The organism is Bradyrhizobium sp. 187 (genome assembly GCF_023101005.1).
GTDB classification, from domain to species: domain Bacteria; phylum Pseudomonadota; class Alphaproteobacteria; order Rhizobiales; family Xanthobacteraceae; genus Bradyrhizobium; species Bradyrhizobium canariense_D.
The window spans coordinates 4,091,921-4,107,562 of the sequence record NZ_CP064693.1 but is presented as its reverse complement, the minus strand read 5'-3'; the positions used below and the strand labels follow the sequence as shown (position 1 = coordinate 4,107,562).

Sequence of the window (15,642 nt, the reverse complement as noted above, 5' to 3'; positions counted from 1 at the left end):
CTGGATGAGGGAATTCGATGATCGACTTTTTCGTCCATAGTTTCAATACGTTGAGCCATGGGCTCCTTGGGTACGCGGTTCCCTTCCTGTTCGTCCTGACCATCGTCGTGTTCTTCCATGAGCTCGGCCATTTCCTGGTCGCGCGCTGGGCAGGCGTTCGCGTGTTAACTTTTTCGCTCGGTTTCGGACCTGAGCTGGTCGGTTTCAACGACCGCCATGGCACCCGCTGGAAGATCTCGGCGATCCCGCTCGGCGGCTACGTCAAGTTCTTCGGCGACGAGAGCGAGGCTTCGACGCCGTCGTCCGAGAAGCTTGCGGCCATGACGGCCGAGGAGCGCGCCGGCAGCTTCCATCACAAGAAGGTCGGCCCGCGCGCCGCCATCGTTGCCGCCGGACCGATCGCCAATTTCATCCTGGGCGCGCTGATCTTCGCCGGCATGGCGCTGTATTACGGCAAGCCGAGCACGATTGCGCGCGTCGACGGTGTCGTCGCCGATGGCGCTGCGGCGGCAGCCGGCTTCAAGATCGGCGACGTCGTCGTCCAGATCGACGGCAAGCCGATCGAAAGCTTTGCCGACATGCAGCGCATGGTTGCGATGAATGCTGGTTCGCCGCTTGCCTTCCAGGTCAAGCGCGACGGTTCCATCGTGTCGCTGACCGCGACGCCGGCGCTGCTCGAGCGCAAGGATCCCTTCGGCAACAGCCACCGTCTCGGCGTGCTCGGCGTCGAACACAAGTCTCAGGCCGGGGAGGCCTCGACGTCGCCGGTCGGCGTCGGCGAAGCGCTCAAGATCGGGGTGGAGCAGGTCTGGTTCATCATCACCAGCACCTTCAAGTTCCTGGGCTCGTTGTTCGTCGGGAACGGCAATCCGAACGAGGTCAGCGGCGTGCTCGGCATTGCCAAGATGTCGGGGCAGGCGGCCAGCGCCGGGTTCCAGTTCGTGATCAACCTCTGCGCGGTGCTGTCGGTGTCGATCGGCCTGCTGAATCTGTTCCCGATCCCACTGCTCGATGGCGGTCACCTTATGTTCTATGCGGCGGAGGTCGCCCGTGGTCGGCCCCTGTCCGAGCGGACCCAGGAGATGGGGTTCCGAATCGGGCTTGGCTTGGTGCTGATGTTGATGGTGTTTGCGACCTATAACGACATCCTGCGAATGGCCGCATCCTGATAGGGGCTTTTTTGTGGCGTTGCCCGGGCGTTGCTCTTGGGCAACGTCTTGGAATGAAAATGAAATTACGGCGCGCTCGACCGTTTGCGGCGTCGGTGAAATTGTCTACAAGCGGCTTGAACTTGGGGAATCTCCAGACCGGCGTTGGGGTTGGGTCTGGTACGGAATGATAAGGGCGCGTTGCGCAATGAAGTTTGGACTGCGACTCCGGGGGGGCTTGCTCGCAACCCTGATCATGTTCGGCGCGCCGGTGCTTGCCCCGGTTGGGGCTGCCTTTGTGTCTTCGTCTGCGCTTGCTCAGACCGTGCAGTCGATTTCCGTCGAAGGAAATCGCCGGGTCGAGGTGGAGACGATCCGCTCCTACTTCAAGCCGGGTCCCGGCGGTCGCCTGGATCAGGGTGCCATCGACGATGGCCTCAAGGCGTTGATCGAGACCGGCCTGTTCCAGGACGTCAGGATCAACCGCGGGGCCGGTGGCCAGATCGTCGTCTCCGTGGTGGAAAACCCGGTGATCGGCCGCATTGCCTTCGAGGGCAACAAGAAGATCAAGGACGAGCAGCTCACCGGTGAAGTCCAGTCCAAGGCGCGCGGCACCTTCTCCCGCGCCATGGTGCAGTCCGACACCCTGCGAATCGCAGAAATCTATCGCCGCTCCGGCCGTTACGACGTTCGCGTCACGCCTGAAATCATCGAGCAGCCGAACAACCGCGTCGATCTCGTCTTCACGGTCGAGGAGGGCGCCAAGACCGGCGTCAAGTCGATCGAGTTCGTCGGCAACAACGCGTACTCGTCCTACCGCCTGCGCGACGTCATCAAGACGCACGAATCCAACCTGCTGAGCTTCCTCGCCAGCAGCGACATCTACGATCCCGATCGGGTCGAGGCCGACCGCGACCTGATCCGCCGCTTCTATCTCAAGAACGGTTTCGCCGACGTCCAGGTCGTCGCCGCGCTCACCGAATACGATCCGGAGAAGAAGGGTTTCAACGTTACCTTCAAGATCGAGGAGGGCTCGCAATACCGGGTCGGCTCGATCGACTTCCGCTCCAGCATTCCCAACTTCGATCCCACCTCGATGCGCAACTATTCGCGCGTCAATGTCGGCTCGCTCTACAACGTCGAATCGGTCGAGAAGTCGGTCGAGGAGATGCAGATCGAGGCCTCGCGTCGCGGTTACGCCTTCGCCGTGGTCCGTCCCGGCGGCGACCGCAATTTCGAGGCGCACACCGTGTCGGTCGTGTTCAACATCGACGAGGGTCCGCGCACCTATATCGAGCGCATCAATCTTCGCGGCAACACCCGTACGCGCGACTACGTGATCCGTCGCGAGTTCGACGTCTCCGAGGGCGATGCCTACAACCGCGCGCTGGTCGACCGTGCCGAGCGCCGCTTGAAGAACCTCGACTATTTCAAGAGCGTGAAGATCACGACGGAGCCCGGCTCGTCGAGCGACCGCGTGATCCTGCTCGTGGACATGGAAGAGAAATCGACCGGCGACTTCTCGGTCTCGGGTGGTTATTCCACCACCGACGGCGCGCTGGCCGAAGTCTCGGTTTCCGAACGCAATTTGCTCGGCCGCGGCCTGTTCGCCAAGGCGGCGGTGACCTACGGCCAGTATGCCCGCGGCTACTCGCTGTCGTTCGTCGAACCCTATCTGCTCGACTACCGGGTCGCGCTGGGTCTCGACCTCTATCAGCGTGAGCAGAGGTCCAACAGCTACATCTCCTACGGCACCAAGACGCTCGGCTTCTCGCCGCGCCTCGGTTTCTCCCTGCGTGAAGATCTGTCGCTGCAGGTGCGCTACTCGATCTACCGGCAGGAAATCACGCTGCCGTCGTACCTCGCGAACTGTAACAACAACCAGTTCCTTGCCGACGGTGTCACTCCGAATCCGGCATTCAATCCAAGCCCGGCTTTCTCCGCGGCGAGTGGTATTCCTCTGGCTCCCTCGACCAACGGCCTCGGCTGCTACAGCGACGGCGAGGCCTCGCTGCCGGTCCGCAAGGAGCTTGCCAACGGCAAGACCCTGACCTCGGCGCTCGGCTACACGCTGACCTACAACACGCTCGACAACAACAAGAACCCCACCGACGGTCTGCTGGTCGATTTCCGGCAGGACTTCGCCGGCGTCGGCGGCGACGTCTCCTATCTGAAGACTGTGGTTGACGCGAAGTACTACACTCCGCTGGTCTCCGATATCGTCGGTCTCGTTCGCCTCCAGGGCGGCATGCTGAACAAGATGGGCAGCGATCTGCGCATGCTCGATCATTTCCAGATGGGCCCGAACCTCGTCCGCGGCTTTGCCCCGAACGGCATCGGACCGCGCGATTTGAACCCCTTCGGTACGCAGGACGCGCTTGGCGGCACCAAGTATTGGGGTGCTTCGCTCGAATTGCAGATGCCGTTCTGGTTCCTGCCGAAGGAAGTGGGTCTGAAGGGCGCCGTCTACGCCGACGCCGGCGGACTGTTCGACTATCAGGGACCGACGACGTGGTCGGTGACCAACGAACTGACCACGACCAAGAATTCGAGCTGCACGCCGTCGACCGTCAATCCCGCTTCGGCTGGAACCTGCACCGGCCTGGTGTATGACAATGGCAATGCGGTCCGGTCGTCGGTCGGCGTCGGCTTGATCTGGGCCTCGCCGTTCGGTCCGCTGCGCTTCGACTACGCGGTGCCGCTGACCAAGGGCAAGAACGACCGTACGCAGGAGTTCCGGTTCGGCGGCGGCACCTCGTTCTAATTCGAACAGCACGGCACGATCCGGACCACCGGAGCCGGTTTCCGAAAGGGATCGTGCCAATCCAGGAGATGAGGCATGATGCGGCTTGGCCGCTTCATGCCGAAGCCGGACCGCGACGGGGTGGAATGGCGCAGCCGACCTTCTTCACACAGCCGCCCGCCTCAGCGCTGGCTGACATCGCCACGCTGACCAAGGCGGAGCTGGTCGATCCCGCCAGGGGCGGCCAAATCATCAGGGGTCTTGCTTCGCTCGACGAAGCCGGCCCGATGCACCTGACGTTCTTCGACAATCTCAAATATGCCGATGAGCTCAAGGCGACCAAGGCCGGTGCTTGCCTGGTGAGCCCACGCTTCGAGGCGCGGGTGCCCGCGCATGTCGCCGTGCTGCGGGCGCCACAGCCGTTTCGCGCCTTCGTCAGGATCGCGCGGGAGTGGCATGGCGACGCGCTCCGGCCGCAATCCTGGACCGGCAACGACGGCATCGCGCCGTCGGCGATCATCGACCCCACGGCCAGGCTTGAGGACGGCGTGATCGTCGATGCCTTAGCCGTGATCGGCCCTGACGTGGAGATCGGCAGCGGCACGGTGATCGGTGTGGGGGCCGTGATCGGCCCCGGCGTCAAGATCGGCCGGGATTGCAATGTCGGCGCACGCACCGCCATCCAGTGCGCGCTGATCGGCAACGACGTGCTGATCCACCCCGGCTGCTCGATCGGCCAGGACGGCTACGGCTTCATCTTCTTCGGCCCCGAGGGCCATCTGAAGGTGCCCCAGACCGGGCGCGTGCTGATCCAAAACAATGTGGAAGTCGGCGCCGGCACCACGATTGATCGCGGGTCCTTGCGCGACACGGTAATTGGGGAGGGGACCAAAATCGACAATCAGGTCCAGATCGGCCACAATGTGACCATTGGCCGGCACTGCCTGCTGGCAGCCCAGATCGGTCTTGCCGGTAGCCTCACCCTCGGCGACAACGTGGCGCTTGGAGCGAAGGTGGGCATCAACAATCACGTCAAGATCGGGGATGGAGCTCAGGTGACTGCCATGAGCGGCGTCAAGGACGACGTTCCTCCCAACGGACGTTGGGGTGGTTTTTTCGCCAAGCCGACCAGGCAGTGGTTCAAGGAAATTTTGGCTGTCGAGCGCTTGGCGCGCGACAGCAAGGCCGATCCGAAGCAGGAGGAACGGGAGTGACGGACGAAGCACCGGTCAGGTTCGAGCTTGTGGACATCAACATGATCCTGCAAACCCTCCCGCACCGTTTTCCGATGCTGCTGATCGATCGCGTGATCAACATCCGCACCGATTACAGCGGCATCGGCATCAAGAATGTCACCTTCAACGAACCGCCGTTCCAGGGCCACTTTCCCGATCGCCCGGTCTATCCCGGCGTCATGATGATCGAAGCGATGGCGCAGACCGCGGGTGTGATCGGCATCAAGTCGGTCGAAGGCACCGAGAAGCCGCGCGCGGTCTATTTCCTCACCATCGACAAGTGCAAGTTCCGCAAGCCTGTGCTGCCCGGCGATACCATCGAATACCACATGCGCTCGATCGGCCGCCGCAAGGCCATGTGGTGGTTTCACGGCGACGCCAAGGTCAACGGCCAGGTGGTTGCGGAGGCCGACGTCGGCGCCATGCTGACCGACTGAGCGGGATCAACTTCTCTGGATGCGCTCGCGCGCAGGACACGCGTACCGGCCGCCGCTGACCTCGCGCTTAATGCTCTGGTTGAAGAACTGGCCCATGGACGGTGCGCCCAGCAGGCGCTGGACCGTATCGACCGGCACGCCGCAATAGCGGTCATACACGCCGCCCACAGCCACGATGAGGGCCTGCTGCGCACGGTCGTAACAGACCCGCTGAAGCACCGTGCTGCGGCTGATGTCGCGGCATTCGAACGTCGCGAGGTCGATGGGGCGGTGTTCGGCGGTCTCGATCGTCTCGGAGACGATCGGCGCGGCGGCGAGCTGTGCGAGGAGAAGTGCCAGGGCCCTGACCACGATACCTGAAGCTCCGCGTGAACTTGTTGATGACCCGGGAAGGCTGCCTCATCCGGCACTTGAAACACGGAGAGATCATACGTCACTGGACAGATCGGGCATAGTCGCGCTAACCAGCGGAAAACCGAGCGACTTCAACACCTAATCAGACCTTCTTGATGAGTCAGATTGCTTGATGAGTAAGATTGACCCCACCGCACGGATCGCGGACGGCGCCGTGATCGGCGAGGGCACCGAGATCGGCCCCTTCTGCATCATCGGCCCGCATGTCGCGATCGGCAATAACTGCAAGCTGATCGGACAGGTCACCGTCATCGGCCACACCTCGATCGGAGATGGCTGCGTGATCTCGCCGTTCGCGGTGCTGGGCGGGGCGCCCCAGGATCTCAGCTACAAGGGCGAGCCCACGAAGCTTGAGATCGGCTCGGGCTGCACCATCCGCGAAGGTGCGACCATGAATGTCGGCACCATCAAGGGCGGTGGCCTGACGCGCGTCGGCAACGACGGCTATTTCATGAACAACAGTCATGTCGGGCATGACTGCATGGTCGGCAACAACGTGATCTTCGCAACCTCAGCGACGCTCGGCGGCCATTGCGAGATCGGTGACGCCGTCTATATCGGCGGCCTGTCCGCAGTGCATCAGTTCACCCGCATCGGCCCCTATGTGATGGTTGGCGGTGTCTGCGGCGTGCGCGACGACGTCATCCCGTATGGGCTGGTCAACGGCCAATATGCGGTGCTCGAAGGCCTCAACCTGATCGGCATGAAGCGGCGCAAGTTCACCAAGCAGCGGCTTGTGACCGTGCGCGCGTTCTACCAGAAACTCTTCCATGGCCCCGCTACCTTTGCCGAACGCCTGGAGGCGGCGCGGCCGCTCGCCGGTGGAGATCCGGCGATCGGCGAAATCCTCGACTTCATCGGCAAGGGCAAGCGCCCGCTCTGTCTTCCCGCCATCGCGAAGTGATGATGGAATGGCCCCGGGCATGACATCGGCGGCTTCGGAAATTTCATCGCCGGTCGGCGTCGTCGCTGGCGGCGGCGCGATGCCGTTCGCGGTTGCCGACTCGCTCGCCGCCCGCGGCATCACGCCGGTGTTGTTTCCCCTTCGGGGAGCCTGCGATCCCGCGCGGGTAGAGAAATTCCGTCATCGCTGGATCTCGGTCGGCCAGCTCGGCCGCGCCATGCGGCTGTTTCGCGAGGAGGGCTGCCGCGACCTGATTTTCATCGGCACGCTGGTGCGACCTTCGCTCTCGGAGGTCCGGGTCGACTTCACGACGCTTCGGCTGCTCGGCAATGTCATCCGCGCCTTCCGCGGCGGCGACGATCATTTGTTGTCCGGCGTCGGGCGCATTCTCGAGCAGGGCGGCTTTCGGATGGTCGGCATCAAGGATGTCGCGCCCGATCTGCTGATGCCCGAGGGCTGCATCAGCCGCGCCTGGCCGAGCGACACCGGCAAGACCGACATCGAGCGCGGACGCGCGGTGCTGACCGCCCTCGGTCCGTTCGACATCGGCCAGGCCGCGGTCGTGATCGACGGCCATGTGGTGGCGGTCGAGGATATCGAGGGCACCGATGCACTGCTCGCGCGCGTGGCACGGCTGCGCGAAGAGGGCCGCATCCGCGCCGCCACCGGGCGGGGCGTGCTGGTGAAGGTCCCAAAGAGCGGGCAGGATCTGCGCTTCGACCTGCCGACGATCGGCCCGCGCACCCTCGAGGGCGTCGCCGCCGCAGGGCTGGCCGGGATCGCCGTCGTTGCCGGCAACACCATCGCCGCCGAGCCGCAGGCAATGATCGCACTCGCCGACGCAAAATATCTCTTCGTCATCGGCCTGCCGGCGTGATGCAGGGTCGCGATCCCAAGCGCAAGATCTTCCTGATCGCCACGGAGGAATCCGGCGACCGGCTCGGCAGCGCCTTGATGAAGGTGCTGCGCCAGCGCCTCGGCGACGGCGTGCAGTTCGTGGGCGTCGGCGGCCACACCATGGCGCGCCAGGGGCTCGAGACGCTGTTTCCGATCGAGCAGCTCTCGATCGTCGGCTTCGCCGCGGTCGTGCAGCAATTGCCGAAGATCCTGCGGCTGATCCGCGAGACCGCGGAGGCCGTGACCGAAGCCGCGCCGGACGCGCTCGTCATCATCGACAGCCCCGATTTCACCCACCGTGTCGCCCGCCGCGTGCGGACGCGCAATCCGGCGATCCCGATCGTCGACTACGTCTCGCCACAGCTCTGGGCCTGGCGGCCGGGACGGGCGCGGACCATGCTCGGCTATGTCGACCATGTGCTCGGCCTGTTGCCATTCGAGCCGGAGGAATACCGCAAGCTCGGCGGGCCGCCATGCAGCTATGTCGGCCATCCCCTGATCGAGCAATTGCCCTCGCTGCGGCCGAACGCGGAGGAGCAGGCGCGCCGCGACGGCGAGCCGCCGGTCTTGCTGGTGTTGCCCGGCAGCCGCCGCAGCGAGATCAGGCACCATCTCGACGTGTTCGGCGCGACGCTCGGCCGATTGCAGACCGAAGGCCGCGCGTTCGAGCTGATGCTGCCGACCATGCCGCATCTCGAAACCACCATCCGCGAAGGCATCGCGAACTGGCCGGTCAAGCCTCAAATCGTGGTCGGCGAGAACGAGAAGCGCGCTGCCTTCCGCATCGCGCGCGCGGCACTGGCAAAATCCGGCACGGTGACGCTGGAGCTCGCGCTATCGGGCATTCCGATGGTGACGGCCTATCGCGTCGGCGCGATCGAAGCCTTCATCCTGCGCCGCGCGATCCGTGTCTCCTCGGTGATCCTCGCCAATCTCGTGATCGGCAAGGATGTCATCCCGGAGTTCCTGCAGGAAGACTGCACGCCGGAGAAGCTGGCGGCCGCGCTCTCGGAGCTTCTGACCGATTCACCGCTGCGCCGGCAGCAGGTGGAAGCATTCGCCCAGCTCGATGCGATCATGTCGACCGGCAACAGATCGCCGAGCGTGCTCGCAGCTGACATCGTGCTGGCGACGATGCGCAAGGGTAGGCGGGCAGGCTTGGACGTGTACTCATAAACGTTGGCTTGCCAGCGCAAAGCGGAAGCCTCCTAACCTTGGGCGTGATCGGCGGTTTGTGACCCAGAGCAGACCTCGCGTCGATTTGCATCTCTCATCGTCTCGGTAAGACTGCCAACATCCTCGGTCCACCAAACAACCACGGCAAACCGGGATGTCAGGTGCATGTCAGGATCTGCGCGCAATATCTTGTGCGCTCGCCTAGGTGCGGCCTCCTGATTGGATTTACCTAAAGGGACGCATGCGTCTTGCTCTAAAAATGTTCAGATTTCTTGTCGCGATCTTGCTTCTTGGGATTTTAGGGTTCGCTGGCTGGCTGACCTTCAGCCCACCCAATGGACTAGTGTCCGCCTCGGCTTATGCGGCAAAAATGGTTTGCTCGAATGTGTTCATTGCCGAACGTGATGCGGATGCGGTGATCAAAACCGACCTCGCGTTAACACATCCACGCATTGTCGAACGTCTGAAGATCAACGTCGACACCGCCAACCAGCGTGTCGAGGCGGCATATCGAGGCCTGTTCCCCAAACGCTACGCCCAATATGAGGAAGGACGTGGTTGTACGCTGGTGTCTAAGGACGAAGTCCCCGACCGTGCCGAGCCGCCCTCACTGCCCGGAAAGCCTAGTGCGCTCTGGCCGGTCGGCGAGAGTGCTCAATTGTCTGACGACAAACACTTACTGGCGACGCTGAACGATCCGGCTCTCCAGGGGCCGGGCATGCGCGCGATCGTCGTGGTCCAGGACGGGCGCATCATCGGAGAAACCTACGGCGAAGGCTTCAACGCTTCGACGCCCCTCCAGGGCTGGTCGATGACGAAGACCGTGAACGCCGCCTTGGCCGGCATGGCGATCAGGGACGGAAAGCTTTCGCTGGACCGAAAAAATCTGTTTCCGCAGTGGACTGGCGACGCGCGCGCGGACATCTCGGTGGCCGATTTGATGGCCATGACAAGCGGATTGAAATGGAGCGAGGACGGTGACTCTCCCGACCCCGACGGGTTAGAAAATCTCGCACATGATGCGGCGGCTTTCGCGCGGGACCGTCCGCTTGTCGCCCCGCCTGGGACGCAGTTCAACTATTCCGGGGGTTCGTCTGTCCTGTTGGCCCGGGTCTGGCAGAACGCGGTTGGAGCGGACGCGCGAGCGTATCCGCAGGAGCGATTGTTCAAGCCTTTGGGCATGACCAGCGCTGTTCTTGAGGCTGACCCTTCAGGCACATTCCTTGGCGAAGCCTTTCTCTTCGCCAATGCGCATGATTGGGCGCGCTTCGGCGAATTCCTGCGCATGAACGGAGAGTGGAACGGTGCTCAGCTTTTGCCGCCGGGCTTTGTCGATTACATGCGCTCGCCTGTGCCAGCGTCCGATGAGGGACATGGCCCGGTCTACGGTCGCGGACAGCTTTGGTTGGGGCCGGGCCAGGGATTCCGACTCCCTACCGACACGTTCATGTTGCAAGGGCACCTGCGCCAGGTGATTGCGATCATCCCCTCGCGTAAACTGGTGATCCTGCGTATGGGTCTCACGCGGGAAGATATCGGGTACAGCGTCGCGAAACTACTGTACGCGATTGTGGCGGCGCGCCGATCGAATGAATGAGCGATTACTTCCGCTTGTGGCCCAACTCGGACCCAGGGAGAGTTACGCCAACGCGACTGCTATCAGATACGGAGCGGACCTCTACGAGGCAGCTCGGGTTTGTGAGTACACGCTCTAGCCGAGACCAGCGTCGACCTGAAAACACTGCCGCGTGATGCGCTGGCTGTCGTCCGAGGCGAGGAAAAGCGCCATGTTGGCGATGTCGTCGGGCGTCACCCCGTCGGGAATGGCCTGACGCGTGCGCAGCTCGGCGATCACCTGGTCGTCCGGGTACCACAGCCGGCGCTGACGCTCCGTGATCACCATCCCCGGCGCTATCGCGTTGACGCGGATGCGGTCGGGCCCGAGCGACCGGGCCAGGGAGTTGGTGAAGCCGACGATCGCGGCCTTTGCCGCGGCGTAGACAGGCAGCCCCGGCGCGCCGCGCATCCAGGCAATCGACGACATGTTGATGATCGAACCGCTGCCACGCGCCTGCATCTGCGGCACCACCGCTTGCGCGGCAAAGAAGACGTGCTTGAGGTTGACGCCGATCATCCAGTCGAATTCGGCCGGCGTCACCTCGGCCAGCACCTGACGCTGATCATTGGCGGCGTTGTTGACGAGGACCGCGGCATCGCCAAGCGATCCCCGGACCTGCGCCATGGCGCCGCGCAAGGCGTCGATGTCGAGGAGATCGCACGGCACGAACAAGGGTACGGTCCCGGCCGCGGCCTTCACTTCCGCGACCAGCGTCCGGCCGGCTGCTTCATCGAGATCCAGGAACGCGACGCGCGCCCCTTGCGCCGCGAACGCCCGCACGAAGGCGGCACCGATGCCGCTGGCGCCACCGGTGATCAACACCACGCGGTCCCTAAGGCCGGCATAGCTCGTTCTTGTCATGCGATCAGTCGCTCCGTCTCGGGGTCGAACAGGCAGATGCGACGCGTGTCGAGCGCGAACGGGGCGGCGGCGCCCGGTGTGGGGCGGATGTCCGGCGTGATGCGCGCCAGCGCAGGCTCGCCGCCAAGCCGCAGCAGCACGATCGTTTCGGCTCCCGTCGGCTCGACCATCTCCACCGGCGCGTTGACGACGACGGGCGGATCGGCGGAGAACACGCGGCTGCCCTCGGCGATGCATTCCGGCCTGATCCCGACCACCACGTCACGACCGACAAAGGGGGCCGCCGCGTCGTATTGGCCAAGGCGGAGGCGGACCTCGTCCGGCCGTCCCGCGCCGATCACGACCACCGGGCCGCTGGCATCAGCGTCGAGCCGTGCCGGCATCGTGTTCATCGGCGGCGAGCCCATGAAGCGGGCCACGAACAGATTGGCGGGATAGCGATACACGGTATCCGGGTCGGCAAACTGCTGCACCACGCCGCGATGCATCACGGCAATGCGCGTCGCCATCGTCATCGCCTCGATCTGATCGTGTGTGACATAGACGATGGTGGCGCCGATGCGCTGGTGCAGCCGCTTGATCTCCATCCGCATCTCGACGCGCAGCTTGGCGTCGAGATTGGAGAGCGGCTCGTCGAACAGGAAGAGCAGGGGATCGCGCACCAGCGCCCGGCCCATCGCCACACGCTGGCGCTGGCCGCCGGAGAGCTGCGAGGGCTTGCGGCCGAGCAGCGGCTCGATCTGGAGCAGCCTGGCCACATTCGCCAGCGCCTTTTCCTGCTCGGCCTTCGGGACGTGACGGCATTCCATGCCGAAGGTGATGTTCTGGCGCACCGTCATCGACGGATAGAGCGCGTAGGACTGGAACACCATCGCGATGTCGCGGTCCTTCGGCGGAATGTCGTTGACGATACGTCCGCCGATTTCCACGGTGCCTGCGCTCGGGAGGTCGAGCCCAGCGATGATGTTGAGCAGCGTGGACTTGCCGCAGCCGGATGGGCCAACGAGCACGGTGAATTCACCGCTCTCGATGTCGAGATCGATGCCCTTCAGCACCTCCAGATTGGCGTAGCGCTTGGACAAGGAGCGAATGCTTAGGGCTGCCATGACAATCCGATCATTTCACGGCCCCGGCGGTGAGGCCGCGCACGAAATACTTGCCGCCGATCAGATAGATCAGCAGGGTCGGCAGGGCGGCGATCATCACCGCCGCGCTCTGCACGCCATGCTGCGGGATGTCCGCGACTGCTGCGGATAGCGCGATCAGCGCGGCGGTGACGGGCTGTTGCTGACCAGTCGTGAATGTCACGCCGTAGAGAAATTCGTTCCAGATATGCGTGAACTGCCAGATCACGGTGACGACCAGAATAGGCGGCGAGAGCGGCAGGATGATGCGCCAGAAAATACGAAAGAACCCTGCGCCATCGATGCGCGCAGCTCTTATCAAATCCTGCGGGATGGCAGTGTAGTAGTTTCGGCAGAACAAGACCGTAAAGGAGAGCCCCTGGATCGTGTGGATCACGACCAGGCCCGTGAGCGTGTTCATCAGGCCCGTATCGCGCAACACGATGGTCCAGGGAAGCAAGCGCATCTGCTGGGGAAGGAAGAGGCCGAGGGTCACGATGCCGTAGATCCAGTTATCGCCGCGAAAACGCCAGAGCGACACGGCGTAACCGGCGACAGCACCGAGCAGGGTCGAGAAAATCGTCGCGGGGATCGTGACGAGCGCGGAGTTCAGCATGTACGGCCGGATGCCGGCGCAGGTCTCGGCGACGCAGAAACCGCTCCAGGCCGCGGCGTAGTTGCTCCACGCCCATTGCTTCGGCCAGCCGATCATCGACGCTTGCGCGATCTCCTCGTTGGTGCGGAGCGAGTTCAGCACGACAACAACCAATGGCGCGAGCCATGCTGCAGCGATCAGCGAGACGACGAGATAGATCAGAATCCGGCTTGGCGCGATGGTTCGCTCACGCATGGATCGCCCGCCGCCGCTGGACATAACGCCACGCTGCATAGGGCAGCAAAACCGCAAGAAGAATGAGCAACATGAGCACTGCCGCCGCCGCTCCGCGTCCGAGCAGGCTGCGCTGGAACATCAGGTCATAGACGACGAGGGCCGGCAGCTGGGTGGCGATCCCGGGTCCGCCATTGGTGAGCGCGCGGACGAGGTCGAAGGTCGAAATCGCGAACTGCAGCTGGATGACGATGACGGTGATGGTGATCGGCCAAAGGGTCGGCAGGATGACACGCCGGTACATTCGGATCGGTCCGGCGCCGTCGATCTGCGCGGCCTTGATCAGGTCGGCGTCGACGGAGCGAAGGCCGGCGAGGAACAGCGCCATGGCGAAACCGGACGATTGCCAGATCGCAGCGATGACAATGGTCCAAATGGCCATGTCGCGGTCGATCAGCCAGTCGAACTGGAAGGAGGTCCAGCCGAGGTCGCGGACCAGCTTCTGGATCCCGAGGCCGGGATTGAGCAGCCAACTCCAGACCGTGCCGGTGACCACGAATGACACCGCCAGAGGATAGAGGAAGATGGACCGCAGCAGGTTCTCGCCGCGAATGCGCTGATCGAGCAGGATCGCAAGGATGAGACCGGTCGCCAGGCTCAGCAACACGAAGGCGCTGCCAAACAGCAGCAGATTGTCCAAGGCAATCTGCCAGTTCCGCGATGCGGCGACCGCAGAATAGTTGCGCAAGCCGACCCAGCCCGAGACCGGGACCAAAGTGGACGGCGTGAACGATATCCAGATCGTCCACAGCGTAAACGCAATGAGATGCGCGGCGGACAACAGCAGCGGCACCCAGATCGTCAGATATTCAGGCAGCCGGCGTACCCAGCCAGAGGCCGCCGGCCGGCCCGGTGTTGTCGAGACGGCGATCGTCAACGTGAGCTCTCGACGGCTTCGGCGAGGCGTATGGCCGCTTGCTCCGGCTTGATCGTCTTGTTCTTCACGTACTCCGTGATCACGTCGATCATCGCTGCGGTCATGCCGTTTTCCTGCGCCATGTTGTGCGCAAGGCTGAGGACGGCCTGATTGCTGGCAATCGCGTCTTTCAGGGCTGCTGCGGTCCGCCGTTGCCCGTCCGACCAGCCTTCGCCGGAGAGATCGACATCGGTGCGTACGGGGATCGATCCCGTGATCTGCGAATACATAGTCTGGATCGCCGGATCCATGACGAGCTGGGCCATCAGCGTCTGGCCGGCCTGCAGGTCGGGCTCCTTGCGCTGCCAGAATATGAAGGCATCGGCGTTCAACAGGAAGACCGGCTTGCTATTGTCGCTCGGGCCCGGGGCGATGATGAAGTCCTCGAACTTGAAGCCGGCGTTGCGCAAGACGCCCTGCGCCCACCCGCCCATGATCATCATCCCCATGTCGCCGTCGACAAAGCGCTTCAAGTTGGTCGAAAAGTGCTGGGCGCCGATGTTGGGGTCCATCCAGTCGGCAATCTTGCGCACCTGTACGAAGGCAGCCTTTATCTCGGGGCCCTCCAGGGCCTTCTTGTCGAGATTCATGATGGCTGCGCGGTAAGCGGTGGGGCTGATGCCCGCCAAAGCGGCCTCGAATTTCTGGCCGTCGTCCGGGCGGGTGCCACCGTTGGCGATGGGATAGGGGACGCCGCCTGCTTTCATCTTCTCGGCGAGGTCGTTGAACTCAGCCCATGTGACGGGGACCTTGTCGGCCTTGGCCTTGTCCATCGCGCGTTTGGAGAGAAACAGCATGTTGGTGCTGTAGATCTGCAACGGCAGTGCAATCCACTTGCCCCCCGGCTTGTGCAATTTTGCAAGATCCGGAGCGACAACCTTTTCGTAGCCGGCGGCAGCGACGACGGCATCAAGATCGACGGTTGGGGCAATCTTGGACCAGGCCGCGATCTCGGGACCTTTGAGCTGCGAGCAGGCCGGCGGATCGCCGGCCATGATCTGGGCACGCAGCTTGTTCATCATCTCGGTGGTGAAGCCGGGGACGGGCGAGTGCTGCCAAACCCCGCCTTTCTCCTCGAATTTCTTGCCGAGTGCCGTGATGGCCGCCCCATCGCTACCTGCGGACCATTGCGAGATCGCAGTCAGACGCGGCTTGGTCGCGCCTTGCGCGCGGGCGAATGCCGGCAGCGCGAGCGCGGCCGCAGATCCGGCGAGCAGTTGGCGCCTTGTTGTCGTGATCGGCATGGCAATTTCCTCCCGGTGTGAACTCTTTCGCGCGAG

General features: G+C 63.6%; 14 protein-coding genes. 8 read left to right on the top strand and 6 right to left on the bottom strand.

What is annotated here, in order from left to right:
• Window positions 1-17: 17 nt before the first annotated feature.
• From rseP to fabZ, 4 genes are all read left to right on the top strand, one after another.
• Window positions 18-1,169, top strand: coding sequence for an RIP metalloprotease RseP (gene rseP / locus IVB19_RS19670; protein ID WP_085353280.1), 1,152 nt, complete (start codon window positions 18-20; stop codon window positions 1,167-1,169).
• A gap of 187 nt (window positions 1,170-1,356) precedes the next feature.
• Window positions 1,357-3,912 carry an outer membrane protein assembly factor BamA gene (gene bamA, locus IVB19_RS19665; protein ID WP_026232862.1) on the top strand — a complete coding sequence of 852 codons (2,556 nt, stop codon included), beginning with the start codon at window positions 1,357-1,359 and terminating at the stop codon, window positions 3,910-3,912.
• 125 nt (window positions 3,913-4,037) lie between these two features.
• Window positions 4,038-5,105 (top strand): UDP-3-O-(3-hydroxymyristoyl)glucosamine N-acyltransferase, encoded by a 1,068-nt coding sequence (lpxD, locus tag IVB19_RS19660; RefSeq protein ID WP_247370286.1) that lies wholly within the window; start codon window positions 4,038-4,040, stop codon window positions 5,103-5,105.
• Between the two features lie 41 nt (window positions 5,106-5,146).
• The gene (gene fabZ, locus IVB19_RS19655; RefSeq protein WP_050992707.1) at window positions 5,147-5,563 is read left to right on the top strand and encodes a 3-hydroxyacyl-ACP dehydratase FabZ; all 417 of its coding nucleotides are present in this window, start codon (window positions 5,147-5,149) and stop codon (window positions 5,561-5,563) included.
• Window positions 5,564-5,569: 6 nt separating this feature from the next.
• Here the strand turns inward: fabZ and IVB19_RS19650 are convergent, their stop codons facing one another.
• On the bottom strand, window positions 5,570-5,914 hold the full coding sequence (locus tag IVB19_RS19650) for a KTSC domain-containing protein (protein ID WP_018455034.1): 345 nt from the start codon (window positions 5,912-5,914) through the stop codon (window positions 5,570-5,572).
• A gap of 175 nt (window positions 5,915-6,089) precedes the next feature.
• Between IVB19_RS19650 and lpxA the strand changes: the two genes are divergently transcribed.
• From lpxA to IVB19_RS19630, 4 genes are all read left to right on the top strand, one after another.
• A complete protein-coding gene (lpxA, locus tag IVB19_RS19645) occupies window positions 6,090-6,881 on the top strand; it encodes an acyl-ACP--UDP-N-acetylglucosamine O-acyltransferase (RefSeq protein ID WP_018455033.1) in 792 nt (263 codons plus the stop codon).
• Between the two features lie 19 nt (window positions 6,882-6,900).
• On the top strand, window positions 6,901-7,758 hold the full coding sequence (lpxI, locus tag IVB19_RS19640) for an LpxI family protein (protein ID WP_085384805.1): 858 nt from the start codon (window positions 6,901-6,903) through the stop codon (window positions 7,756-7,758).
• On the top strand, window positions 7,755-8,954 hold the full coding sequence (gene lpxB / locus IVB19_RS19635; RefSeq protein ID WP_204511317.1) for a lipid-A-disaccharide synthase: 1,200 nt from the start codon (window positions 7,755-7,757) through the stop codon (window positions 8,952-8,954). The genes lpxI and lpxB overlap by 4 nt, the downstream gene beginning before the upstream one ends.
• A gap of 241 nt (window positions 8,955-9,195) precedes the next feature.
• Window positions 9,196-10,551 carry a serine hydrolase domain-containing protein gene (locus IVB19_RS19630; protein ID WP_026233502.1) on the top strand — a complete coding sequence of 452 codons (1,356 nt, stop codon included), beginning with the start codon at window positions 9,196-9,198 and terminating at the stop codon, window positions 10,549-10,551.
• 114 nt (window positions 10,552-10,665) lie between these two features.
• Here the strand turns inward: IVB19_RS19630 and IVB19_RS19625 are convergent, their stop codons facing one another.
• The 5 genes from IVB19_RS19625 to IVB19_RS19605 are packed head-to-tail and all read right to left on the bottom strand — an operon-like array spanning window position 10,666 to window position 15,606.
• Window positions 10,666-11,433: an SDR family NAD(P)-dependent oxidoreductase gene (locus tag IVB19_RS19625; protein ID WP_026233501.1), complete on the bottom strand. Its 768-nt coding sequence runs from the start codon at window positions 11,431-11,433 to the stop codon at window positions 10,666-10,668.
• The gene (locus tag IVB19_RS19620) at window positions 11,430-12,539 is read right to left on the bottom strand and encodes an ABC transporter ATP-binding protein (protein ID WP_247296567.1); all 1,110 of its coding nucleotides are present in this window, start codon (window positions 12,537-12,539) and stop codon (window positions 11,430-11,432) included. The genes IVB19_RS19625 and IVB19_RS19620 overlap by 4 nt, the downstream gene beginning before the upstream one ends.
• Before the next feature lie 10 nt (window positions 12,540-12,549).
• Window positions 12,550-13,407: a carbohydrate ABC transporter permease gene (locus tag IVB19_RS19615; RefSeq protein ID WP_018458097.1), complete on the bottom strand. Its 858-nt coding sequence runs from the start codon at window positions 13,405-13,407 to the stop codon at window positions 12,550-12,552.
• Entirely contained in the window at window positions 13,400-14,323 is a 924-nt protein-coding gene (locus tag IVB19_RS19610; protein ID WP_018458096.1) for a carbohydrate ABC transporter permease, read from the bottom strand. The genes IVB19_RS19615 and IVB19_RS19610 overlap by 8 nt, the downstream gene beginning before the upstream one ends.
• Complete coding sequence (locus IVB19_RS19605; protein WP_247819826.1) at window positions 14,320-15,606, bottom strand: ABC transporter substrate-binding protein; 1,287 nt, start codon at window positions 15,604-15,606, stop codon at window positions 14,320-14,322. The genes IVB19_RS19610 and IVB19_RS19605 overlap by 4 nt, the downstream gene beginning before the upstream one ends.
• Window positions 15,607-15,642: the final 36 nt, after the last annotated feature.